This is a genomic window from Haemophilus sp. CCUG 60358, from assembly GCF_001679485.1.
Taxonomy (GTDB): Bacteria; Pseudomonadota; Gammaproteobacteria; order Enterobacterales; family Pasteurellaceae; genus Haemophilus_D.
In genome coordinates, this window is sequence record NZ_LZOZ01000014.1 from 173639 (window position 1) to 196554 (window position 22916).

Genomic DNA, 22916 nt, shown 5'->3' on the forward strand with positions numbered 1-22916 from the left:
GTAAAACCGTGCAGAATAATCGACGAAAAAAACGTGCAAATGAGTTTGTCATCTCTATTGCGATGCACCTTGCATTGTTTGGTTTGTTGATTTGGAGCTCTCTTTATCAAACCGTTGAAATAATGGGTGGTGGAGAAGGTGAAGGTGATGCCATGGGAGCTGTGATGGTCGATACTGGCAGCGCAGCACAGGAATGGGGACGTATTCAACAGCAGAAAAAAGGTCAAACTGATAAACAGAAGAAACCTGAGCCTGTAGTTGAAGAGAAAAAACCAGAGCCTGAACCTGAACCAAATCAGCAAGAAATTGCGAAACAAGAAGAGATTAAGCGTCAGCAGGAAATTCAACGTCAAAAAGAACTTGAAAAACAAAAGCAGCAAGAAATTGAAAAGCAAAAGCAAAAACAGCAACAAGAGCTTGCTCGTCAAGAGGCGTTAGAAAAGCAGAAACAAGCTGAAGAAGCGAAAGCAAAACAAGCCGCTGAAGCAGCGAAGTTAAAAGCTGATGCGGAAGCGAAACGTTTAGCAGCAGCTGCTAAACAGGCTGAGGAAGAAGCAAAAGCTAAAGCACAAGCTGAAGCTCAAAAAGCAAAAGAAAAAGCTGAAGCTGATGCAAAAGCGAAGGCTGAGGCAAAAGCGAAAGCCGATGCTGAAGCAAAAGCGAAGGCCAAGGCAGAAGCAGATGCTAAAGCGAAAGCTGAGGCGGATGCCAAGGCTAAGGCAAAAGCTGAAGCCGATGCAAAAGCGAAAGCCGATGCAGAGGCGAAAGCGAAGGCTGAAGCAAAAGCTAAAGCGGATGCAGAAGCGAAAGCGAAGGCTGATGCGAAGGCAAAAGCTGACGCAGCAAAACGTAAAGCAGATCAAGCAGCTTTAGATGATTTCATGAGCGGCGGTGATGTCGGTGGTGGTAGTGCATCTAAAGGTGGTAATGCAAATAAAGGTGGTACACAAGGTAGTGGTGCAGGACTTGGTGCTGGAGATGGTGGTAAAGTTGGTGACCAATATGCTGGTGTCATTAAACGTGAAATTCAACGCCGTTTCTTAAAAGACCCAAGCTTTGCCGGTAAAGTTTGTAGTATTAAAATCCAGCTCGGTCGAGATGGTACTATTTTAGGCTACCAACGCGTTTCTGGACCTGATGATATTTGTACTGCAGCATTAAGTGCGGTAGCTAGAACGAAAAAAGTTCCAGCAGCACCATCTGATGCTATTTATGATAAATATAAAGCGCCGACTATCGATTTTGATATCAATGCTCGATAATCGGTTTTAAGAAAGTAACAACGTTAAAATAAGGTGATTAAATGAAATTGATCAAACGTGTTATGGGGCTATTTGTGGTGATGTTTGCATTTGCAAGCACAGCAATGGCTGAAGATGAAGTTCGAATTGTGATTGATGAAGGTGTTGATGGCGCTCGTCCTATCGCAGTTGTTCCTTTCGCAGGTTCTGCACCTGAAAATATTGGTCAAATTGTTGCAGATGACTTACGTAATAGTGGTAAATTTAACCCAATTCCAGTAAGCCAAATGCCACAACAACCAACGACTGCAGCAGAAGTGAAACCGGAAGCTTGGACTGCTTTAGGTATTGATGCTGTTGTAGTAGGTCAAGTGACATCAACTGGTAGCGGTTATAACATTTCTTACCAATTGGTTGATACGGTAGGTGCATCAGGTACACCTGGTGCGGTGCTTGCACAAAATAGCTATACAGTGACAAATAAATGGTTACGCTATGGTGCACATACTGTGAGTGATGAAGTATTTGAAAAATTAACCGGTATTCGTGGTGCTTTCAGAACTCGTATCGCTTATGTGGTGCAAAAAAATGGTGGCTCACAACCTTATGAAGTTCGTGTAGCAGATTATGATGGTTACAATCAATTCATCGTAAATCGTAGCTCACAACCAATTATGTCTCCAGCATGGTCTCCAGACGGTAAACGTTTAGCTTACGTATCTTTTGAGAACAAAAAATCTCAACTTGTTGTACAAGACTTAGGTTCAGGTTCTCGTAAAGTGGTCGCCTCTTTCCCAGGACATAACGGTGCGCCAGCATTCTCTCCAGACGGTTCTAAACTTGCCTTTGCTTCTTCACAAGATGGTTTATTAAACATCTATGTAATGGGCTCAAATGGTGGTACACCGACTCAATTAACTCGTGGTGCGGGCAATAATACAGAACCATCATGGTCCCCAGATGGTAGCTCAATTCTCTTTACTTCAGATAGAAGTGGTTCACCACAAGTTTATCGCATGAGCGCAAGCGGTGGTGGTGCGTCACCAGTTGGTGGTCGCGGTAGTGCGCAAATCAGTAGTGATGGTAAAACACTTGTGATGATCAACGGTAATAACAACGTGGTTAAACAAGATCTCACCAGCGGTAGTTCTGAAGTATTAAGTACATCTTTCTTAGGTGAAAGCCCAAGTATTTCTCCTAATGGTATCATGATCATTTACAGCTCTACACAAGGGCTAGGAAAGGTGTTACAATTAGTTTCTGCAGATGGTCGCTTTAAAGCGAGTCTTCCAGGAAGTAATGGCCAAGTGAAATTTCCAGCTTGGTCTCCATACTTGACTAAATAAAAAACTCATTGAGGAGAAATCTAATGAACAAATTTGTTAAATCATTATTAGTTGCTGGTTCAGTAGCTGCATTAGCAGCATGTAGCTCATCAAACAACGATGCAGCAGGCAACGGTGCTAACAACGGTCAAACTTTCGGTGGTTACTCTGTTGAAGATCTTCAACAACGTTACAACACCGTTTACTTCGGTTTCGACAAATTCAACATCGAAGGTGAATACGTTCAAATCTTAGATGCTCACGCTGCATACTTAAATGCAACTCCAGCTTCTAAAGTTATTGTTGAAGGTAACACTGACGAACGTGGTACTCCAGAGTACAACATCGCTTTAGGTCAACGTCGTGCTGATGCAGTTAAAGGTTTCTTAGCTGGTAAAGGTGTTGACGCTGGTAAAGTATCAACTGTTTCTTACGGTGAAGAAAAACCTGCAGTGTTAGGTCACGATGAAGCAGCATACTCTAAAAACCGTCGTGCAGTGTTAGCATACTAATTTTAGAGAATTTTGATTCTTAGAAAAAGGGAGAGTAGAAATACTCTCCTTTTTTATTTGTTCTAAGATCTTGTCAGAAATTGACGAGTATTCACGCAATTAACACAATTTCTTCAGATTTTTCTTGCGTCAGAAAATAAAATCGGTAATATACGCACCTGTTACGAAATGATGTGGGTCGTTAGCTCAGTCGGTAGAGCAGCGGACTTTTAATCCGTTGGTCGAAGGTTCGAATCCTTCACGACCCACCACTTTTATTTCGAAGAATTCCCAAATGGGTCGTTAGCTCAGTCGGTAGAGCAGCGGACTTTTAATCCGTTGGTCGAAGGTTCGAATCCTTCACGACCCACCATCTATTTAAAGATCATTATTTAACCGGTTGGGTTGTTAGCTCAGTTGGTAGAGCAGCGGACTCTTAATCCGTTGGTCGAGAGTTCGAGCCTCTCACAGCCCACCAGTCAACATCTTATTTCTCCTGTTTGTTAAAAAATTTACAAAAAATTAAAATATTTTCAAAATTCTTGACTATATTTAGCGGTTATTATGGTAGAATATCCACAAAGTTAAGTCGGGCATAAAATGTTACAAAATATTCGAATTGTTTTGGTTGAAACATCACATAGCGGGAACATCGGTTCAGCGGCGCGTGCGATGAAAACAATGGGATTATCCAATCTTTATTTGGTCTCACCAAAATCAGTGGATGAGCAATCTATTGCATTAGCAGCAGGCGCTGATGATATCGTGCGTAATGCCCACATTGCTGATACTTTTGAACAAGCAATAGAAGATTGCTCATTAGTGATTGGTACGAGTGCAAGATTACGTCATTTACAGAGTACGCTGATTGAGCCAAGAGAGTGTGCAGAGAAAGCCAGTGCACATCAAGGGCAAGTAGCGATCGTGTTCGGTCGTGAGCGTGTTGGGCTCACAAATGAAGAATTACTTAAATGTCATTATCATTTAAATATCCCTGCCAATCCCGAATATTCTTCGCTCAATTTAGCGATGGCAGTACAGTTGGTAAGTTATGAAATGCGAATGGCATTTTTAACAAAAAATAAAACGGAAAGTACACTTTCAACGATAGAAGATATCTATCCAACAGCACAAGAAATGGAATATTTTTTTGCTCACATGGAACAAATTTATAAGACTCTTGGTTTTATTCAAAATCAAGGGGTTATGCAAAAATTAAGACGGCTTTATAACCGTTCTTCTTTGGAAAAAAATGAATTAAATATTTTGCGTGGAATGTTAAGTGCGGTTGAAAAACGCCTTGATCTGCAAAAAGAGTAAAATTGACTATCATAGTCAGATATGTAAACTATCTAAATGATGATTAATAGGGATGCTTTATGAAGCTTACATCTAAAGGTCGATATGCGGTTACCGCAATTCTAGATATCGCATTACATGCTGGAACAGCTCCAGTTTGTTTGGCAGATATTTCAGAACGCCAAAGTATTTCACTTTCGTATCTTGAGCAATTATTCGCAAAATTGCGCCGAGGTGGATTAGTAAAAAGTGTTCGCGGTCCAGGTGGTGGTTATCGTTTAGCATTGCCAGCGGATCAAATTTCTATCGGTATGGTGATCTCTGCCGTTAATGAGAACATTAATGTCACAAGATGTCTTGGCAAAGGAAATTGCAAAGGTGGCGTTGAATGTTTAACTCATTCTTTATGGCAAGATTTAAGTGATCGAATTTCTGATTTTTTAGATGAGATTACATTAGCTGAGTTGGTAGAGAAAAAATCAGGGAAGCACAAAGTTCATAAAGATTTTGATGAGTTGATTGTTGTTAACCAGTAATAGGAAAGTAGATTAAAGTGCGGTCAAATTGATAGCATTTTTTGTAGTTTTTAGGAGTGAAAATGAAATTACCAATTTATTTAGATTATGCAGCAACATGTCCAGTGGATGAACGTGTGGCTAAAAAAATGATGGAATATTTAACCATTGATGGTGTATTCGGTAATCCAGCATCTCGTTCACATAAATTTGGCTGGCAAGCTGAAGAAGCTGTTGATATTGCACGTAATCAAATTGCGGATTTGATTGGCGCAGACTCACGTGAGATCGTGTTTACTTCTGGCGCAACAGAAGCAGATAACCTTGCAATTAAAGGTGCAGCGCACTTTTATCAAACAAAAGGTAAGCACATTATTACTTGCAAAACTGAACACAAAGCCGTATTGGATACTTGCCGTCAGTTAGAGCGTGAAGGCTTTGAAGTCACTTATTTAGATCCTGAAGAAGATGGTTTAATCGATCTTGAGAAATTTAAAGCGGCATTGCGTCCAGACACAATTGTTGTGTCAATTATGCATGTGAATAATGAGATTGGCGTGATTCAAGATATTAAAGCAATTGGTGAGCTTTGCCGTGCAAATAAAACCATTTTCCACGTAGATGCAACACAAAGTGTCGGTAAAGTCGAAATCAATCTCGCGGAATTACAGGTTGATTTAATGTCAATGTCTAGCCACAAATTATACGGACCAAAAGGGATTGGCGCATTATATGTTTGTCGTAAACCGCGTGTTCGTTTAGAAGCGATTATCCATGGTGGTGGTCACGAGCGTGGTATGCGTTCAGGAACATTACCGGTACACCAAATCGTTGGTATGGGTGAAGCTTATCGTATTGCAAAAGAAGAAATGGATACTGAAATGCCACGTATCCGAGCATTGCGTGATCGTTTATACAATGGTCTTAAAGACATTGAAGAAACCTATGTAAATGGATCAATGGAACACCGCGTAGCAAATAATTTAAACATCAGCTTTAACTATGTTGAAGGTGAGTCGTTAATGATGGCATTACGTGATATCGCAGTATCTTCTGGTTCCGCGTGTACGTCTGCAAGTTTAGAGCCATCTTATGTATTACGTGCATTAGGTCGTAATGATGAATTAGCACATAGCTCAATTCGTTTCACGCTTGGTCGTTGGACCACTGAAGAAGAAATTGATTACACCATTAATTTAATGCATGGTGCAGTAGCGAAACTTCGTGAATTATCGCCACTTTGGGATATGTTCAAAGAAGGCATTGATTTAAACACTATTGAGTGGGCAGCCCACTAATTTTCAAGGCGGCTTGACCGCCTGATAGCAACTTATTTAGGAAAGGAAAATAATATGGCATACAGCGAAAAAGTTATCGATCATTACGAAAATCCACGCAATGTTGGTTCAATGGACAAAAAAGATAATTCTGTGGGAACCGGAATGGTGGGTGCGCCAGCTTGCGGTGATGTTATGCAGTTACAAATTAAAGTAAATGATAGTGGCATTATTGAAGATGCAAAATTCAAAACTTATGGTTGTGGTTCTGCGATCGCTTCTAGCTCTTTAATTACCGAATGGGTAAAAGGCAAATCTTTAGATGAAGCGGGTGCAATTAAAAACAGCCAAATTGCGGAAGAACTTGAATTACCGCCAGTAAAAGTACACTGTTCAATCTTAGCAGAAGACGCAATTAAAGCCGCTATTGCTGACTACAAAAATAAACAAGGTAAGTAATCAAAGTGCGGTTGAAAATGACCGCACTTTATCAATTTAAGGATCAGAATATGTCTATAACACTCACTGAAAAAGCGGCACAACGAGTTCGTACTTTTCTTGAAAATCGTGGAAAAGGCATCGGTTTACGCTTAGGTGTGAAAACATCAGGTTGTTCGGGTTTAGGCTATGTGCTTGAATTCGTTGATGTGCTCAATGATGACGATCTTGTTTTTGAGCAGCATGGCGTGAAAGTGGTAGTTGATCCAAAAAGCTTGGTTTATTTAGATGGCATCGAGCTAGATTATGTCAAAGAAGGCTTGAACGAAGGCTTTAAATATAACAATCCAAATGTGAAAGAATCATGTGGATGTGGTGAAAGTTTCCATGTTTAAGGAATAAAGATGACAAATCCTTTTGCTATTTTTGATTTGCCCGTTGCTTTCAATGTTGATCAAGCGCTTTTGTCTGAACGCTATTTAGTACTTCAAAAGAGTTTGCATCCAGATAATTTTGTTACGGCAGATGCGCAAGAACAACGCATTGCAATGCAAAAATCCACAGAAGTTAATGATGCATTAAAAACCTTGAAAGACCCGATTTTACGCGCAGAAGCGATTATTTCGTTAAATACAGGTAAAACACAGGATTTAGAGCAAAAAAGTACGCAAGATGTCACATTTTTAATGCAGCAATTAGAATGGCGAGAAGAGCTAGAAAATATTGAGCAAAGCCAGGATGAAAATGCACTAGAATCTTTTGCAAAACGAGTCAAAAAAGAAACAAAAGAAATGTTGACCGCACTTGAAGCACAGCTTAATGAGCAACAATGGTCACCTGCTGAACAGTTCTGCGATAAATTACGTTTTCTAAAAAAATTGGCGGATGAAATTAGCCAAGTAGAAGAACGTCTATTTGAATTATAATCTTGAGGGCGTTTAATACGCCCTTTTCGCTATTGATAAATGGGCAGCTGCCCTCATACTAATGAAATCCGATTATGCAAACTTTAGAACAACTGACTGATGCCTCAAAATCTGCGTGGGGAGCAATTTCTCAATGGATTGAGCGTGCTCGTAATCATTGTGAAGTAATTAAAAAAGATCAATCCAGTGCAGAACGTGAACTTTTCACCATGCAAATGCCCACTTCTTCTCCAATGGGCGCGGTCATTTATGAAACTGGTGGCATTTTAATCCATCATGGTTGGTTGCGTATATTGGGGTCAGGCAGTTTTAAATTACCACGTGGATTAATGGACTGGAATTTCAGCAAATCCTTTAATCAATCAGGTGATAAACCAAAATATTTGCTCGTTGCAGATGATGTCATTGGCGGTTATTTTGCCTTAAATGGTGGTTCTTTAGGGGATAATCTTGGCAAGATTTACTATTTTTCACCAAAAGACTTAACTTGGCATGATTTAAATTTTACCTATACGGATTTCTTAGCTTGGGCATTAAATGGTGACATTGAAGCATTTTACCAAAATCTGTTTTGGCAAAATTGGCAAGAAGATGTAAAACAACTCGATGGTAATCACATGATTGTTTTTACACCAGAGCTTTCAGAAGATAAGACGACTGATATTAATCAGCGTGAACGACGCGAAGTCAACATTGAAACCCATTACAACGCAAGTTTCACCGAACAAGATAAATTTGCACAAGCTTATTCTGTCGCATAATGAGCCCTTAACGAATTAATTATTAGAGATAAAAAGAGATATGGCATTACTCCAAATTGCAGAGCCAGGACAAACGGCTGCACCCCATCAACATCGTCTTGCAGTAGGGATTGATTTAGGTACAACAAACTCTTTAGTTGCCGCTGTACGTAGCGGTCAAGCCACCATTTTGAATGATGAACAAGACAGAAGCCTTGTGCCTTCAGTTGTGTATTATGGTGAAAATGAAAAACTTGTGGGTACTGAAGCATTTGCAAAAGCTGCAATTGATCCTAAGAATACGATTATTTCGGTTAAACGTTTGATTGGTCGTAGTCTTGCCGATGTGCAATCTCGTTATACAAACTTGCCCTATGAGTTTGTGGCAAGTGAAAATGGGTTACCATTATTGGTCACGCATCAAGGCAAAAAAAGCCCAATTGAAGTCTCTGCGGATATTTTATCTCGTTTAAATCATATTGCAGAACAGCGCTTTGCAGGAGAGCTTTCTGGCGTGGTGATTACTGTTCCCGCGTATTTTGATGATGCTCAACGCCAAAGTACGAAGGATGCAGCACGTCTTGCAGGGTTGAATGTATTACGTTTATTAAATGAACCCACTGCAGCAGCAGTCGCTTATGGCTTAGATAGCGGAAAAGAGGGCGTCATCGCTGTTTATGACTTAGGTGGCGGTACCTTTGATATCTCAATTTTACGCTTATCTAAAGGCGTATTTGAAGTTTTAGCAACAGGTGGGGATACCGCTTTAGGTGGTGATGATTTTGACCATTTAATTGCAGATTGGATTGTTGAACAAGCGGGTATTCAACCACAAAATGTAAATGAGCAGCGTGAGCTTTTAAGCTTAGCGACTCAGACTAAAATTGCTTTAACGAGTGAGCAAAGTGCGGTCATTTCTTGGCGTGGATTTGAAGGTGAGTTAAGTCGTGAGCAATTTAATGAATTAATCCACTCATTAGTAAAACGTTCGTTATTAACCTGTCGTCGTGCATTGAAAGATGCGCATGTTGAAGCTGAAGACGTGCAAGAAGTGGTTATGGTTGGAGGCTCAACTCGCGTGCCTTACGTACGTGAGCAAGTGGGCGAATTCTTCGGTAAAACCCCATTAACCTCGATTGACCCAGATAAAGTCGTGGCCTTAGGTGCAGCAATTCAAGCGGATATTTTAGTGGGCAACAAGAATGACAGTGATATGTTGTTACTCGATGTGGTGCCGCTTTCTTTAGGTATTGAAACCATGGGCGGTTTAGTGGAGAAAATTATTCCACGTAACACCACGATTCCAGTGGCTCGCGCGCAAGAATTTACCACCTTTAAAGATGGTCAAACTGCGATGACGGTACATGTGGTACAAGGTGAACGTGAGCTGGTGGGTGATTGCCGTTCTTTAGGTCGTTTTACATTGCGAGGCATTCCGCCAATGGTAGCAGGTGCGGCACATATTCGTGTAACTTATCAAGTGGATGCAGATGGCTTATTAAGTGTAACCGCCATGGAAAAATCCACAAAAGTCCAAGCATCGATTCAAATTAAGCCTTCTTATGGCTTAACAGATGAAGAAGTAACGGCAATGATTAAAGCTTCTTTTGATAATGCACAAGATGATATGCAAGCCCGTGAATTAGCTGAGCAGCGCGTTGAGGCTGATCGTGTGATTGAAAGCGTGATTGTAGCATTACAACAAGATGGGGCTGACTTATTAACCGAAGCCGAATTCCACCAAATTGAAAATGCATTGAGACAACTAATGGATGTAAAAGAAGGCGCAGATCGTCATGCTATCGTTCAAGGAATCAAAGCCCTTGATGTCGCGACTCAAGAATTTGCGGCAAGACGAATGAATAAATCCATTAATCAAGCGCTGACAGGTAAATTTGTATCTGACATTGAGCAATAAAGTGCGGTTATAAATTAACGAGTTTTTTATATTGAGGAAAGTAATATGCCAAAAGTGATTTTTTTACCGAATGAAGAATTCTGCCCAGAGGGTATGGTGGTTGATGCGGCAGCTGGCGACAACTTATTAGAAGTGGCACATAATGCGGGCGTTGAAATTCACCACGCTTGCGATGGTTCTTGTGCTTGTACAACATGCCATGTAGTTATTCGTGAAGGGTTTGATTCATTAAATGAAGCCAGCGATCAAGAAGAAGACATGTTGGATAAAGCATGGGGCTTAGAAATGGATAGCCGCCTTTCTTGCCAATGTGTCGTGGGTGATGAAGATTTAGTGGTGGAAATCCCTAAATATAATATTAACCATGCGAATGAGGCAGCCCACTAATGAAATGGACCGATGCCCAACTTATTGCAGAAGAACTTTATGATCGTAATCCAGATTTAGATCCTAAAACGGTACGTTTCACGGATTTGCATAAGTGGATTTGTGAACTAGACGGTTTTGATGATGATCCAATGAAATCTAACGAGAGTATTCTGGAAGCGATTTTGTTGAAATGGTTAGATGAATACGAGTAATCGATTCGATTAAAAAAGCGAGCTGAGAGGCTCGCTTTTTGTTTTGAGAATTTACCTCAAAATAAAACCGCACTTTATTACTAAAGTGCGGTTATTTTTATCGTTGTTTTTAATTATTTTTTCTTCGCATATTTTAAGGAGTCGATAGCAACCGCGAGGATGATAATACTACCTTTAATGATATATTGCCAGTAAGGGTTTACACCGATATAAGTTAAACCGTAGTTAATAACGGTGAAGATAATAACACCTGTGATTACGCCGATAACAGTACCCACACCACCAGCGAAAGATACACCACCTACTACGCAGGCAGCAATCGCATCTAATTCATACATGAAACCGAGGTTGTTGGTAGCACTACCGATACGACCAGCTTCTAACATACCACCGAATGCATAGAACATACCTGCAATCATGTAAATCACAACAAGGTTACGTGCTACGTTTACGCCAGATACTTTTGCTGCTTCAGGGTTACCACCGATAGCAAAGATATTTTTACCGAAGCGTGTTTTATTCCACATTACCCAAACTAAGAATGCACAAATTGCAGCATAAATAGTGATATAGGATAATTTGAACGAACCAAGTCTGAAGAAGCCTTGTGCGAAGTTAGAGAAAGATTCACTGAAACCAGCAATTGGTGAACCACCTACGCCATCATAATAAAGTGAGTTGAAACCGTAAACGATGATCATGGTACCCATAGTTGCAATGAACGGGGTTACATTGAGATAAGCGATAACTAAACCATTCACTAAGCCGATTACAGCACCTACCGCACAAACAGTCAGGATAACTACTGGAATAGGAATTTCACCTAAATCTGGGAACACGCGGTTCATGTTTTCCATAGATTGTAAGAGAGTAGCAGAAATAACCGCTGCTAAACCTACTTGGCGACCGGCTGATAAGTCGGTACCTTGAGTGATAAGCAAGCCTGCAACACCTAGGGCAATAATGAGACGGACGGATGATTGAGTTAAAATGTTGCTAAAGTTGCGAACATTCAAGAATGTTGGATCTTGTGCGATGATGATGCCAAGTAAAATCAACAACACAAAATAAATCGCATTTTGTTTTAAGAAATCGAATGATTTATTTTTTGGTAAGGCACTCATAATTTGTTCCTTTATGATTTATAAATATTTTGCGGCAAGTTGCAAAATTTCTTCTTGAGACGTTTTTGCCGTTTCAACGATGCCGGCAACACGACCATTACTCATGACCAAAATTCGGTCTGTTACGCCTAATAGTTCCGGCATTTCTGATGAAATCATAATGATGCCTTTATCTTTTTTAGCGAGTTCTTGAATGAGCTGATAAATTTCAAATTTTGCCCCAATATCAATACCACGAGTTGGTTCGTCGAGCATTAAGATATCTGGTTGGGTTAAAAGCCAACGGCCGATAATCACTTTTTGTTGGTTACCACCAGAAAGCGATCCAATCGTTGTTTTGTGAGAAGGTGTTTTCACGTTCATCGCATCAATCACCCATTGTGTATCGCTTGCCATTTTTTTGTTGCTAAGCAATTTCCATGGGGTGAGGTAAGATTTCATATTTGAAATCAAAGAGTTAAATTCAATGCTTAGGTTTGAATAAATCCCGGTTGAACGACGTTCCTCAGTTACCAAAGCAAAACCGTGGTTAATCGCCTCAAGTGCGGTATGATTTTTCACGATTTTTCCGTTGAGTTTGATCGTCCCTTCTTTTAATTCGCGTACACCAAAAATGGCTTCCACAATATCGGTTCGTTTTGCACCAACAAGACCTGCAATACCTAAAATTTCACCTTTGCGTAAATTAAAGGAAACATCTTGAATAGAAGGTTGGTTCACCGCAGTTAAATGTTCCACTTCAAGTGTGATTTCTTTTGGTACGTTAGTTCTTTCAGGGAAACGTTGTGTTAATTCACGGCCTACCATCATTGAAACAATTTCTTCCATGGTGGTGCCTTTAACTTCAACGGTATTGATCCATTTACCATCACGAAGAATGGTGATTTCATCACAAATTTTGAAGATTTCATCCATTTTGTGTGAAATATAGATAATGCCACAACCGCGATCTTTTAATTTTTGAATAATTTTGAAAAGATGTTCCACTTCTTTTTCTGAAAGTGAGGATGTTGGCTCATCCATAATTACGATTTTAGCGTTATAAGAGAAAGCTTTCGCAATTTCGATCATCTGCATTTGTGAAACGGAAAGTTTGGCCACTTTTTCTTTTGGATCAACATCAATATCCAATTCATCGAAAATCGCTTTGGTATCACGATACATTTTGGCGTGATCCACAAAAGGACCTTTAAGTGGGTAGCGACCCAACCATAGGTTATCCATTACACTGGTTTGACGCACCAAGTTAAGTTCTTGGTGAACCATTGAAATCCCATTTTCAAGGGCTTCTTTTGATGTTTTAAAATCAACAGGTTTGCCTAAGAATAAAATTTCACCTTCGTCTTTTGCATAAATTCCGAAGAGGCATTTTAATAATGTAGATTTACCCGCCCCGTTTTCACCCATCAAGGCGTGAACAGAGTGAGAACGAACTGTTAGATTGGCGTGATCAAGGGCTTTTACACCGGGGAAAGACTTACTGACATCCGTCATTGTCAGTAGTACATCACTGTCTTGGGTTTGAGTTGTCATATCCAACCTCATCAAAAAGGGGGAAAGGGAATTTGGGTTTCCTTTCCCCCTAAAATTAAAGAAAAGCAATAGATTTTCTTATTTTAAGAATTCACTTAGGTTATCTTTATCTACACCAACATAAGGGATACGTACCACACGGTTTTCTAATTTCCATTGTGTACCTTCTGTTGCTGCTTTACCGTTAGCAAGGTTTGCAGAAAGTTGAACAACTGCTTTACCTTGGTTAACGCCATCGTTTAACACGGTACCAGCAATTTCGCCTTTCTTGATTAATTGAAGTACTTCCGGTAATGCATCCACACCAAAGATTGGTAATTTTTTACCGTGTGCTTTGGTTGCTTCTAATGCACCTAATGCCATACCGTCATTGTTTGAAATAATCATTTCAATTTCGTTAGCTTTAGAGCTAGATAACCATGCATCCACTTTATCTTTAGCCATTGCTGCATCCCACATACCGGTATCAATAAATAATTGTTCGGTTTGGATACCTTTAGCATTTAATTGCTCAATCACATATTTAGTACGTGCTTCTGCGTCTGGGTGACCTGGTTCACCTTTTAATAATACATATTGGATTTTACCGTCTTTGTTTAAGTCGAAGGCTGGCATTGCTTTCCATTGTTTAGCAATTAAGTCACCCTGGATTAAACCAGATTCTTTCGGGTCTGTACCAACATAGTAAGCGTGATCGTAGCTACCAATTGCTTTTGCACCTGGGTCTTTATTGAAGAAAACAACAGGAATGTCATCTTGTTTAGCTTTCTTGATAACAGTTGAAGCTGCTGCTGGGTCTACTAAGTTAATCGCTAAAGCTTTTACACCTTTAGAAAGCAAACCATCCACTTGGTCATTTTGAATAGATTGTGCATTTTGAGAGTCATTCATTAATAACTCAATGCCGCCAAGCGCTTTCGCTTCTTTATCGATTTCTTTACGCATTAATGACATGAAGTTGTCATCATATTTATAAATGGTAACACCAATGCGGTTATCGGCTGCGAAACCTGAAGTTGCTGAACCTAAACCGATTGCTAAAGCGACCGCACTTAATACTGCTGTTTTTTTCATAAAAACGCTCCTATGTAGAGAAAGAGATTTTATTGTTGATTTTTTATATATCAAATAGAGGAATGTTGCGTACATCTATTGCAACTGAATTCATCATAACGAAATCAAAACTGTTAATCTGTGATCAAACTCACATAAATGAAAACGATTACATAGCAATGTTTAAATTTGTGATCTCCATCACGGTTTTATTGCATTTTCCACGGAAAAACGTCTCACCAATGTTGGATTAAATTGAACAACAGTAGGTGTGACAATAGACGAATCGACTAAACTTAACGCTAGTTTTGCCGCATAATTTGCCATTAAATCAATTGGATATCGAATCGTAGTGAGTTTTGGGATTAAATATCGAGCAATTGGCATATCATCAAATCCCACAATGGAAAATTGTTTCGGGACTTTGATATTGTTTTCATTTAAAACGGAAATTGCCCCCGCTGCCATTGTATCGTTATAGGCCACCACTGCGGTTAAATTGGAGTTGTAGCTCAATAAATCAATCATGGCTTTTTCACCGCCTTCAAAATCAGGCGAATTATGCACAATGGCTTGTTCTACAATGGGGAAGTTATGCGCTTCTAAGGCCTCTAAGTAGCCTTCCTTGCGCTCAGTTTCATCTAAAATACCGTGGTTGGAACCAATGTAGGCGATGTGCTTATGACCATAACGAATCAGTATTTCAGTGGCAAGATAGGTACCTTGGCGGTTATCAAGGCTGACGCAACGATTTTCATAACCCGCAATCACGCGGTTAATTACCACCATACCGGGTACATTTTCTAAATAATGTTGTAACTCTTCGTCAGAAAGGGCTTTGGAATGAACAACCAAACAGCTACAACGCTTGCGTAGCAAGGTATCAATGGCTTCACGCTCTTTTTCTGCATGATGGTATCCAATGCCGATCAAAATCGTTTTTTGATGCTCTTCAGCGACTTTATCGACCGATTTAACCAAGATAGCAAAGAACGGATCCGTTACATCGGTAACCACCACGCCAATGGTATCAGTATTTTGTACTGCCAGAGCTTGTGCGTTTGCATTGGGTTGATAATTTAAGACTTCCATTGCACGTTGTACCGAATAACGGGTTTTTTCACTCACAGATGGGGAGCGATTAATCACCCGGGAAACAGTGGCAACCGACACGCAAGCTAATTCAGCAACATCTCGAATTGTAGGCATAACAGGGCTCTCATTCATTTTTTCATAGCAATTATCATAGTAAATTTGAATAAAATTGAAAGCGGTTACTTTCAAAAATGCTACATTCGTCACAAAAAACTGATTGGATGAGCGGCTTATTTCCTGATTTTGTGATAATGATCACGGTTTATTTTTTTTAATTTGTTATCTTATGAGAAAATTTTTTGTAATCGTTTACATTTTGGAGCAAAAATATGAGCGAAACCGTATTTGAACCGACAGATCATCCACATCGTCGTTATAATCCGTTAATTGACCAATGGGTTTTAGTCTCGCCACATCGTGCTAAACGTCCATGGCAGGGGCAACAAGAAAAAGTGAGTGAGGAACAAAAGCCAAGCCACGATCCAAATTGTTATCTTTGCCCGCGTAATAAACGTATCACTGGCGAACCTAATCCGGATTACCATAAACCTTATGTATTCAAAAATGATTTCTCGGCTTTATTAGAAGATACACCAGCGCCAGAGCAATCAGCCGATCCTCTTTTCCAAATGAGCCAAGCTCGTGGTGAAAGCCGTGTTATTTGTTTTTCACCAGATCACAGCAAAACCTTGCCATTATTGACCGCACTTGAAATTGAAGAAGTGATTAAAGTGTGGCAAGAGCAATTGCGTGAACTGGGTCAAAAATATCAGTGGGTACAGATTTTCGAAAATAAAGGCGCGGCAATGGGATGTTCCAATCCACATCCGCACGGACAAATTTGGGCAAATAGCTTTTTACCGAATGAAGTTGCACGCGAAGATGTTGCTCAACGAAATTATTATGAAAAACACGGTTCGGTACTTTTAGTGGATTACGTTCAAAAAGAATTAGAGAAAAAAGAACGTATTGTGGTGGAAACCGAGCATTGGGTTGCGGTGGTGCCTTATTGGGCGGTGTGGCCGTTTGAAACCCTGTTGTTGCCTAAATTGCATGTAAAACGCTTAACAGAATTAACTGAAGCTCAAGCTAAAGATCTTGCCGTGATATTGAAAAAATTGGCAACGAAATACGATAACTTATTTGAAACGTCTTTCCCTTATTCGATGGGCTTCCATGCTGCACCATTTAATGGTGAAGATAACGAACATTGGCAGCTTCATGCACATTTTTATCCACCATTATTGCGTTCAGCTACGGTACGAAAATTTATGGTGGGCTATGAAATGCTAGGTGAAAGCCAACGTGACCTCACCGCTGAACAAGCCGCAGAAAGATTACGAGCGTTAAGCGAAGTACATTATAAAGAACGTTAAGAAATCTTTTCCCTCTTGAATTAAGAGGGAGTGTGAAAGATAAAGGAAAATAATATGACTCCAGTCCAAAAATCCCAACACATTTTTACGCAAAAATATAATAAGCAACCTGAACTGACCGTGTATGCACCAGGTCGTGTAAATATTATCGGCGAACATACCGACTACAATGATGGCTTTGTGATGCCTTGTGCAATCAATTATGGTACAGCCATTGCGGGCTCAAAACGTGCTGATCATATTTGGAATGTTTATGCAGCAGATCTTGATCTTGAGGATACCTTTTCTCTTGATGAGGATTTCCCTCAAAGTGAGCAAAAATGGGCGAATTATGTGCGTGGTGTCGTGAAATTTATTCAAGAACGTTGCCCACAATTTAAACAAGGCGCTGATTTGGTCATTTCAGGAAATGTGCCTCATTCTTCTGGTTTAAGTTCTTCTGCAGCTCTTGAAGTAGCGACGGGTAAGTTCTGCCAACAGCTTAGTGATTTACCTTTAACACATACCGAGATTGCTTTAATTGGTCAAAAAGCTGAAAACAAATTTGTAGGTGCAAATTGCGGGAACATGGATCAATTAATTTCCGCTTTAGGGCAAAAAGATCATCTCTTAATGATTGATTGCCGTAGCTTAGATACACAGCCAACGCCTGTGCCGAAAGATGTCGCTGTTATTATTGTGAACTCAAATGTACCGCATGATTTGGTGACGGGCGAATACAATACACGCCGTTGGCAATGTGAGAAGGCTGCAGAATTCTTTGGTGTAAAAGCGTTACGTGATGTGTCAGTAGAAGAATTCCAAAAAAGAGAAGCAGAATTGACCGCACTTAATTCTTTAGTGGCGAAACGTGCACGCCATGTGGTGACTGAAAATCAACGTGTGCTTGATGCGGTTGAAGCGTTAAAACATAACGATTTAACAAAATTAGGCGAGTTAATGGGGCAATCTCACGAGTCCATGCGTGACGATTTTGAGATTACCGTACCGCAAATCGATTATCTTGTTGAACTTGCTCAATTAGTGATTGGTAAAACCGGTGGTGCGAGAATGACAGGCGGTGGTTTTGGTGGCTGCATTGTTGCCCTTGCACCTCATGATAAAGTTGAAGAAGTGCGTAAAATTATTGCCGATAATTATGAGAAACAAACGGGTTTAAAAGAAGATTTCTACGTTTGCACAGCCTCACAAGGAGTGAGTCTATGCTAGAAAAAACGGCGTTCAATGCATCAGATGGACAGCCTTATCAACTTGTTCAACTCACCAATTCAAATGGCATGATGGTGCAATTTATGGATTGGGGAGCCACTTGGCTTTCTTGTAAAGTCCCGGTGAATGGTGAGTTGCGAGAAGTGTTACTCGGCTGCAAAGTGGAAGATTATCCTCATCAAACTGCTTATTTTGGCGCAAGCGTAGGACGCTATGCGAACCGTATTGCTAACGCCCAATTTGAATTAGGTGAGCAAACAATCCAGCTGGTTGCGAATCAAGGCAATCATCAATTACATGGTGGTAAAGAAGGTTTTGATAAACGTCGTTGGAAAGTGGAAGAGTGCGGTCAGAATTTTGTGCGTTTTTCCCTTGTGTCTCCCGATGGTGATCAAGGTTTTGAAGGTAATGTACAAGTCAATGTGATTTATACATTAACCGATGAAAATAGCGTAAAAATTGAATATGAAGCAGAAAGCTATAAAGATACCGCACTTAACTTAACGAACCACGCTTATTTCAATTTGGAAAATGCTGAGCAGGGTAGTGATGTGAGAAATCATACATTACGCCTCAATGCGGATTTCTATTTACCGGTTGATGGCGAAGGCATCCCAAATTCACCACTTAAGCATGTGGTGAATACCAGCTTTGATTTTCGTGTTGCAAAACCAATTGCACAAGATTTTCAGCAAGGCGATCAAGTGGTGACAAAAGGTTACGATCATTCTTTTATCGTCAATAAAGCATGGCAAAAGCCTTGTGTATTATTGACTTCCCCTAATGAAGATTTAAGCCTTGAAGTGCTCACATCCCAAGCAGCATTACAGGTATATACAGGAAACTATCTTGCCGGCACTCCAACTCGTGAAGGTAGCACTTATCAAGATTTCAGTGGCATCGCACTTGAAACTCAATGCCTTCCCGATACCCCTAACCATCCCGAATGGCAAAATTATGGCGGTATTCAAAAAGCAGGTGAACGCTATTACCAGTGGACAGAATTTAGGTTTAAATAGGTAATCCTTGAAAGTGCGGTTAAAAAATATTGTATTTTTAACCGCATTTTTTATTCTTATGAATAGAGTATTTAAGGTATATTTGAATGTATTAGGTAATAGCTTATTGATAATCTCAGAATACTAATGCTCATTTGTTGATATGTTAGTTCAATTGGGAAATAAAAATGATCAGATATAGTGAACAAGACTTTATAAATGAAATTAGATCCATGGTAAGTAATAATGCATCAGAACAGGAGATTTCTTATAGAGCCTTAGAATTAATGAATTCATCAATTGATTGGAGAGAGGAGTTTCGTGATTTTGCATTGGATCTGATTAGTATAATAGAACCTGGTTTTTATATGACAAATGATGAAATATTAGAAAATCTTAATTTGTTGGATAAAAAATATTATCCATAAAATGAATATTGGAAAATATCACCCCTGTGTAGAAGTAGAAGGATACAAAGAACCTAAAGTAACAGTTTACCTACTCATGAAATAGGAACTAATTATGGATTTTAAATTTTATTGGTATATATCGTCTACATGGAAAGACGGGGTTTTGAGACCTCGTTGCTCAATGTTAAATGTAGATGAGGCTTTAAATATAGTTAATTTTTTAATTGATGATGAGGGATTAGGTATAAGCCATTTACAAAAATGGATAAAAAATGGTCTTGAAGAGATTGATAAAATATCTAAACAAGAAATTCTTGAATATGATATGTGGGGGCAAACCTTAGGTGCGCTAATCTCGTTAGATAAAGTAACTATTTATTGGGGGGATGAAGAATATCCTGATGATTATCTTGAGTTTGACCAATTTAAGATTATTTTATCTAAGTGGTATGACTTCTTACTATCTGAACCCAACATAAGTAATGAAGTTTATTTTTCAGTTTAGATTAGAGGTTTTTATGACTGTCATTCTCGGTGGACATTCCGCCTTAGGCAATATCCGTGTTGGTCGGATATTGTACACCTATCCAAATAGTGTATATCTTGCACAGATTTCCGCTTTATCTTACGTTGCATCGTGGAATTATGATTGATGTGTTGAGGTTATGGCTGATTTTCCGAAGTCAAGAACCAGAGGAAGGGTTAACGCAACGACTAGAGTTTTAAAGTAAAAGTGCGGTTAAAAATTACCAAGTTTTTAACCGCACTTTATTTTCAGCCATTTAGCTTAAGTTTTTTGCGATTTTGGTTAAAATGTGCTACTTTTCACACCGTCAATCCGACTGTAACACATTTAATTTTATGAACGAAGAACATTCGAGTAATCAAACTGAAACAACTAAAAAATCTTTTTTCCAATCACTTATTGGCCGCTTTTTCCAAGGTGAGTTGAAAAACCGTGAAGAACTCGTCGAAGTGATTCGCGATTCAGAACAAAACGATTTAATCGATCAAAACACTCGTGAGATGATTGAAGGGGTAATGGAAATCGCAGAGCTTCGCGTTCGCGATATCATGATTCCTCGCTCGCAAATTGTATTTATTGAATCGAATCAAGATCTCGATGCCTGCTTGAATACCATTATTGAATCTGCCCACTCTCGTTTTCCTGTGATTGCAGATACGGATGACCGCGATAATATTGAAGGTATTTTGCACGCAAAAGATTTGCTTAAGTTTTTACGTGAAGATGCGGAAGAGTTCGAGCTTTCCAAGTTGTTACGTCCAGTTGTGATTGTGCCGGAAAGTAAACGTGTTGATCGTATGTTAAAAGATTTTCGCTCTGAGCGTTTCCATATGGCAATTGTGGTAGATGAGTTTGGTGCAGTATCAGGTTTAGTGACCATCGAAGATATTCTCGAACAAATTGTTGGTGATATTGAAGACGAATTTGATGAGGAAGATGTCGCGGATATTCGTCAGCTTTCTCGTCACACTTATGCGGTACGTGCGTTAACGGATATTGATGATTTTAATGCCCAATTTAATACGCATTTTGATGATGAAGAAGTGGATACCATTGGTGGTTTAATCATGCAAGCCTTTGGGTATTTGCCTAAACGCGGTGAAGAAATTACCTTAGAAAATATTCAATTTAAAGTCACTTCTGCCGATAGTCGCCGTTTAATTCAGGTACGCGTAACCGTGCCAGATGAACATTTATCGGATATGGAAGGTGTAGAAGAACAAGCTGAGTAAGTTACTCAGTTTGACCGTATTCTTAGCCCCCTCTTTGCTAAAGAGGGGGAATATTTTTTTGTAGTATGGATAAAATGAATAAATTAATCGTTTATCTTATGGCCCTGATTTCTGGTGTGATTGGCGTATTTGCCTTTTCGCCGTTTGATTATTGGGGATTAGCCTATGTATCGTTGGGCGGCTTGCTTTTTGTAGCGAAAAATGCCAAAAAATCAACCGCACTTTTGGCCACCTTTTTGTGGTCGATGGGCTTTTTCTGTTTTGGTGTAAGTTGGTTAAATGTCAGCATTCATCAATTTGGTGGGGCATCCCTTGGTGTGAGCTATCTCTTGGTGGGCTTACTTTCGGCTTACCTTGCACTTTATCCAATGCTTTTCACTTATTTAGTGCAGCGTTTTCAGGTGCAAAGTGCAGTCATTTTTGCCGCGATTTGGACATTGACTGAATTCTTGCGTGGATGGGTGTTTACCGGTTTTCCTTGGTTACAATTTGGTTATACCCAAATCGACAGTCCATTTTTCGGCATCGCGCCGATCTTTGGTGTCACGGGGCTAACATTTTTTACCGTTTGGGCAAGTGCGGTCATTTTTAATCTTGTTTTTTCACTATCGAAAAAACAATGGAATTTAGTCGGTGTGAATGCATTGCTATTATTGGTTGTGGGTGGATTAAGTGCTTATGCAGGTAAGGTGAATTTTGTTCAACCAAAAGGAGATAAAGGATTAACCGTCACCCTTGCACAAGGTAATATTGAGCAAAATTTAAAATGGGATCCTGAATACCTTTATGCCACGGTAGATATCTATCAAAAACAAATTTTGGGGCATTTAGGCACGTCTGATTTGATTATTTTACCCGAGTCAGCATTGCCTACTCTTGAAAATGCCATTACGCCATTTTTTGAAGCTTTAGATAAAGTTGCGAAAGAGAAAAATACGGAAGTGATGATTGGTACCGTATATCGCGATGAGCAAAGTGGTAAATTATTAAATTCCATTGTGACGGCAGGGAATCCTGATTTCCCTTATGAATTAACAACAAAAAATCGTTACAGCAAACATCATCTCGTACCATTTGGTGAATATGTGCCGTTAGAAAGTTTGTTACGTCCACTTAATTCCGTATTTAATTTGCCAATGTCAGCGTTCCAAAGTGGCGATGCGGTACAGCCATCTTTTATGGCAAAACAACATGCTTTTGCGCCAGCGATTTGTTATGAAATTATTTTTGGTGAGCAACTTCGTGAAAATCTGAAAAAAGAAACAGATTATTTGCTGACTATTTCTAATGATGCATGGTTTGGTGATAGTATTGGCCCTTGGCAGCATTTACAAATGGCTAGAATGCGCGCGCTCGAATTAGGTAAACCATTAATTCGTGCAACGAATACAGGGATTTCAGTGTTTATTGATGCAAAAGGCAACATTGAAGCGAAAGCGCCTCAATTTGAGGAAACAACGCTGACCCATAAAATGGTGCCAACAGAAGGCAAAACGCCTTATGCAGCATTAGGTAATTTACCTATTTATGTGTTGTCATTGATTTTTGTGTTATTACGTGGCTTTACGACGTTATTAAAACGCCGCTTGAACCTTTCACAAAAATAGCA

At 39.6% G+C, this 22916-nt stretch carries 25 protein-coding genes and 3 tRNA genes; 24 read left to right on the forward strand and 4 right to left on the reverse strand.

Annotated elements, in window-relative coordinates; all coding sequences use genetic code 11:
* Positions 1–8: 8 nt before the first annotated feature.
* The 16 genes from tolA (at position 9) to iscX (ending at position 10751) form a co-directional block, all read left to right on the forward strand.
* Entirely contained in the window at positions 9–1262 is a 1254-nt protein-coding gene (gene tolA / locus A9500_RS05795) for a cell envelope integrity protein TolA (protein ID WP_065244226.1), read from the forward strand.
* Positions 1263–1303: 41 nt separating this feature from the next.
* Entirely contained in the window at positions 1304–2587 is a 1284-nt protein-coding gene (gene tolB, locus A9500_RS05800) for a Tol-Pal system beta propeller repeat protein TolB (RefSeq protein ID WP_005696671.1), read from the forward strand.
* Between the two features lie 23 nt (positions 2588–2610).
* Positions 2611–3078: a peptidoglycan-associated lipoprotein Pal gene (pal, locus tag A9500_RS05805; RefSeq protein ID WP_065244227.1), complete on the forward strand. Its 468-nt coding sequence runs from the start codon at positions 2611–2613 to the stop codon at positions 3076–3078.
* 175 nt (positions 3079–3253) lie between these two features.
* A tRNA-Lys gene (locus A9500_RS05810) sits at positions 3254–3329 on the forward strand.
* Positions 3330–3354: 25 nt separating this feature from the next.
* Positions 3355–3430: transfer RNA gene (locus A9500_RS05815), tRNA-Lys, on the forward strand.
* 29 nt (positions 3431–3459) lie between these two features.
* Positions 3460–3535 (forward strand) — tRNA-Lys (locus tag A9500_RS05820).
* A gap of 122 nt (positions 3536–3657) precedes the next feature.
* Positions 3658–4377 carry a tRNA (cytosine(32)/uridine(32)-2'-O)-methyltransferase TrmJ gene (gene trmJ / locus A9500_RS05825; protein WP_083180347.1) on the forward strand — a complete coding sequence of 240 codons (720 nt, stop codon included), beginning with the start codon at positions 3658–3660 and terminating at the stop codon, positions 4375–4377.
* Positions 4378–4436: 59 nt separating this feature from the next.
* Positions 4437–4892 carry a Fe-S cluster assembly transcriptional regulator IscR gene (iscR, locus tag A9500_RS05830; protein WP_065244228.1) on the forward strand — a complete coding sequence of 152 codons (456 nt, stop codon included), beginning with the start codon at positions 4437–4439 and terminating at the stop codon, positions 4890–4892.
* A 62-nt stretch (positions 4893–4954) separates the two neighbouring features.
* Positions 4955–6169, forward strand: coding sequence for an IscS subfamily cysteine desulfurase (locus A9500_RS05835; RefSeq protein ID WP_049366738.1), 1215 nt, complete (start codon positions 4955–4957; stop codon positions 6167–6169).
* Between the two features lie 54 nt (positions 6170–6223).
* A complete protein-coding gene (gene iscU / locus A9500_RS05840; RefSeq protein WP_005696665.1) occupies positions 6224–6607 on the forward strand; it encodes a Fe-S cluster assembly scaffold IscU in 384 nt (127 codons plus the stop codon).
* Between the two features lie 50 nt (positions 6608–6657).
* Positions 6658–6981 carry an iron-sulfur cluster assembly protein IscA gene (gene iscA, locus A9500_RS05845; protein ID WP_032822628.1) on the forward strand — a complete coding sequence of 108 codons (324 nt, stop codon included), beginning with the start codon at positions 6658–6660 and terminating at the stop codon, positions 6979–6981.
* Positions 6982–6990: 9 nt separating this feature from the next.
* A complete protein-coding gene (hscB, locus tag A9500_RS05850; RefSeq protein ID WP_065244229.1) occupies positions 6991–7512 on the forward strand; it encodes a Fe-S protein assembly co-chaperone HscB in 522 nt (173 codons plus the stop codon).
* Positions 7513–7586: 74 nt separating this feature from the next.
* The gene (locus A9500_RS05855) at positions 7587–8273 is read left to right on the forward strand and encodes a DUF2625 domain-containing protein (RefSeq protein WP_065244230.1); all 687 of its coding nucleotides are present in this window, start codon (positions 7587–7589) and stop codon (positions 8271–8273) included.
* 40 nt (positions 8274–8313) lie between these two features.
* Complete coding sequence (gene hscA / locus A9500_RS05860; protein WP_065244231.1) at positions 8314–10170, forward strand: Fe-S protein assembly chaperone HscA; 1857 nt, start codon at positions 8314–8316, stop codon at positions 10168–10170.
* 45 nt (positions 10171–10215) lie between these two features.
* Positions 10216–10557, forward strand: a complete 342-nt coding sequence (gene fdx, locus A9500_RS05865; protein WP_005696659.1) for an ISC system 2Fe-2S type ferredoxin — start codon at positions 10216–10218, stop codon at positions 10555–10557.
* Positions 10557–10751, forward strand: a complete 195-nt coding sequence (gene iscX, locus A9500_RS05870; RefSeq protein WP_049366368.1) for a Fe-S cluster assembly protein IscX — start codon at positions 10557–10559, stop codon at positions 10749–10751. The genes fdx and iscX overlap by 1 nt, the downstream gene beginning before the upstream one ends.
* Before the next feature lie 113 nt (positions 10752–10864).
* On the opposite strand, the gene mglC is transcribed toward iscX, so the two are convergent.
* The 4 genes from mglC to A9500_RS05890 form a co-directional block, all read right to left on the reverse strand.
* Positions 10865–11875, reverse strand: coding sequence for a galactose/methyl galactoside ABC transporter permease MglC (mglC, locus tag A9500_RS05875; protein ID WP_049373959.1), 1011 nt, complete (start codon positions 11873–11875; stop codon positions 10865–10867).
* An 18-nt stretch (positions 11876–11893) separates the two neighbouring features.
* Complete coding sequence (gene mglA / locus A9500_RS05880) at positions 11894–13408, reverse strand: galactose/methyl galactoside ABC transporter ATP-binding protein MglA (RefSeq protein ID WP_065244232.1); 1515 nt, start codon at positions 13406–13408, stop codon at positions 11894–11896.
* A 78-nt stretch (positions 13409–13486) separates the two neighbouring features.
* Complete coding sequence (gene mglB, locus A9500_RS05885) at positions 13487–14482, reverse strand: galactose/glucose ABC transporter substrate-binding protein MglB (RefSeq protein WP_014064930.1); 996 nt, start codon at positions 14480–14482, stop codon at positions 13487–13489.
* Positions 14483–14662: 180 nt separating this feature from the next.
* Positions 14663–15670, reverse strand: a complete 1008-nt coding sequence (locus A9500_RS05890) for a substrate-binding domain-containing protein (protein WP_065244398.1) — start codon at positions 15668–15670, stop codon at positions 14663–14665.
* A 215-nt stretch (positions 15671–15885) separates the two neighbouring features.
* On the opposite strand from A9500_RS05890, the gene galT reads away from it, so the two are divergent.
* The 8 genes from galT to lnt all read left to right on the forward strand — a co-directional run bounded on the left by galT (position 15886) and on the right by lnt (position 22914).
* Positions 15886–16932 carry a galactose-1-phosphate uridylyltransferase gene (gene galT / locus A9500_RS05895; protein WP_049374436.1) on the forward strand — a complete coding sequence of 349 codons (1047 nt, stop codon included), beginning with the start codon at positions 15886–15888 and terminating at the stop codon, positions 16930–16932.
* Between the two features lie 54 nt (positions 16933–16986).
* Positions 16987–18141, forward strand: coding sequence for a galactokinase (gene galK, locus A9500_RS05900; protein WP_065244233.1), 1155 nt, complete (start codon positions 16987–16989; stop codon positions 18139–18141).
* The gene (gene galM, locus A9500_RS05905) at positions 18135–19160 is read left to right on the forward strand and encodes a galactose-1-epimerase (protein WP_065244234.1); all 1026 of its coding nucleotides are present in this window, start codon (positions 18135–18137) and stop codon (positions 19158–19160) included. The genes galK and galM overlap by 7 nt, the downstream gene beginning before the upstream one ends.
* A 167-nt stretch (positions 19161–19327) precedes the next feature.
* The gene (locus A9500_RS05910) at positions 19328–19567 is read left to right on the forward strand and encodes a hypothetical protein (protein WP_065244235.1); all 240 of its coding nucleotides are present in this window, start codon (positions 19328–19330) and stop codon (positions 19565–19567) included.
* 94 nt (positions 19568–19661) lie between these two features.
* On the forward strand, positions 19662–20054 hold the full coding sequence (locus A9500_RS05915) for a hypothetical protein (RefSeq protein ID WP_065244236.1): 393 nt from the start codon (positions 19662–19664) through the stop codon (positions 20052–20054).
* 13 nt (positions 20055–20067) lie between these two features.
* Positions 20068–20202, forward strand: a complete 135-nt coding sequence (locus A9500_RS10505; protein ID WP_257005679.1) for a hypothetical protein — start codon at positions 20068–20070, stop codon at positions 20200–20202.
* Between the two features lie 208 nt (positions 20203–20410).
* The gene (gene corC / locus A9500_RS05920) at positions 20411–21307 is read left to right on the forward strand and encodes a CNNM family magnesium/cobalt transport protein CorC (protein WP_014064936.1); all 897 of its coding nucleotides are present in this window, start codon (positions 20411–20413) and stop codon (positions 21305–21307) included.
* Positions 21308–21381: 74 nt separating this feature from the next.
* Entirely contained in the window at positions 21382–22914 is a 1533-nt protein-coding gene (gene lnt / locus A9500_RS05925) for an apolipoprotein N-acyltransferase (RefSeq protein ID WP_065244399.1), read from the forward strand.
* Positions 22915–22916: the final 2 nt, after the last annotated feature.

Coding starts and splice junctions, on each gene's coding strand:
- tolB (WP_005696671.1), top strand. CDS start 1,304: ATGAAATTGATCAAACGTGTTATGGGGCTATTTGTGGTGATGTTTGCA.
- pal (WP_065244227.1), top strand. CDS start 2,611: ATGAACAAATTTGTTAAATCATTATTAGTTGCTGGTTCAGTAGCTGCA.
- trmJ (WP_083180347.1), top strand. CDS start 3,658: ATGTTACAAAATATTCGAATTGTTTTGGTTGAAACATCACATAGCGGG.
- iscR (WP_065244228.1), top strand. CDS start 4,437: ATGAAGCTTACATCTAAAGGTCGATATGCGGTTACCGCAATTCTAGAT.
- A9500_RS05835 (WP_049366738.1), top strand. CDS start 4,955: ATGAAATTACCAATTTATTTAGATTATGCAGCAACATGTCCAGTGGAT.
- iscU (WP_005696665.1), top strand. CDS start 6,224: ATGGCATACAGCGAAAAAGTTATCGATCATTACGAAAATCCACGCAAT.
- iscA (WP_032822628.1), top strand. CDS start 6,658: ATGTCTATAACACTCACTGAAAAAGCGGCACAACGAGTTCGTACTTTT.
- hscB (WP_065244229.1), top strand. CDS start 6,991: ATGACAAATCCTTTTGCTATTTTTGATTTGCCCGTTGCTTTCAATGTT.
- A9500_RS05855 (WP_065244230.1), top strand. CDS start 7,587: ATGCAAACTTTAGAACAACTGACTGATGCCTCAAAATCTGCGTGGGGA.
- hscA (WP_065244231.1), top strand. CDS start 8,314: ATGGCATTACTCCAAATTGCAGAGCCAGGACAAACGGCTGCACCCCAT.
- fdx (WP_005696659.1), top strand. CDS start 10,216: ATGCCAAAAGTGATTTTTTTACCGAATGAAGAATTCTGCCCAGAGGGT.
- iscX (WP_049366368.1), top strand. CDS start 10,557: ATGAAATGGACCGATGCCCAACTTATTGCAGAAGAACTTTATGATCGT.
- mglC (WP_049373959.1), bottom strand. CDS start 11,875: ATGAGTGCCTTACCAAAAAATAAATCATTCGATTTCTTAAAACAAAAT.
- mglA (WP_065244232.1), bottom strand. CDS start 13,408: ATGACAACTCAAACCCAAGACAGTGATGTACTACTGACAATGACGGAT.
- mglB (WP_014064930.1), bottom strand. CDS start 14,482: ATGAAAAAAACAGCAGTATTAAGTGCGGTCGCTTTAGCAATCGGTTTA.
- A9500_RS05890 (WP_065244398.1), bottom strand. CDS start 15,670: ATGCCTACAATTCGAGATGTTGCTGAATTAGCTTGCGTGTCGGTTGCC.
- galT (WP_049374436.1), top strand. CDS start 15,886: ATGAGCGAAACCGTATTTGAACCGACAGATCATCCACATCGTCGTTAT.
- galK (WP_065244233.1), top strand. CDS start 16,987: ATGACTCCAGTCCAAAAATCCCAACACATTTTTACGCAAAAATATAAT.
- galM (WP_065244234.1), top strand. CDS start 18,135: ATGCTAGAAAAAACGGCGTTCAATGCATCAGATGGACAGCCTTATCAA.
- A9500_RS05910 (WP_065244235.1), top strand. CDS start 19,328: ATGATCAGATATAGTGAACAAGACTTTATAAATGAAATTAGATCCATG.
- A9500_RS05915 (WP_065244236.1), top strand. CDS start 19,662: ATGGATTTTAAATTTTATTGGTATATATCGTCTACATGGAAAGACGGG.
- A9500_RS10505 (WP_257005679.1), top strand. CDS start 20,068: ATGACTGTCATTCTCGGTGGACATTCCGCCTTAGGCAATATCCGTGTT.
- corC (WP_014064936.1), top strand. CDS start 20,411: ATGAACGAAGAACATTCGAGTAATCAAACTGAAACAACTAAAAAATCT.
- lnt (WP_065244399.1), top strand. CDS start 21,382: ATGAATAAATTAATCGTTTATCTTATGGCCCTGATTTCTGGTGTGATT.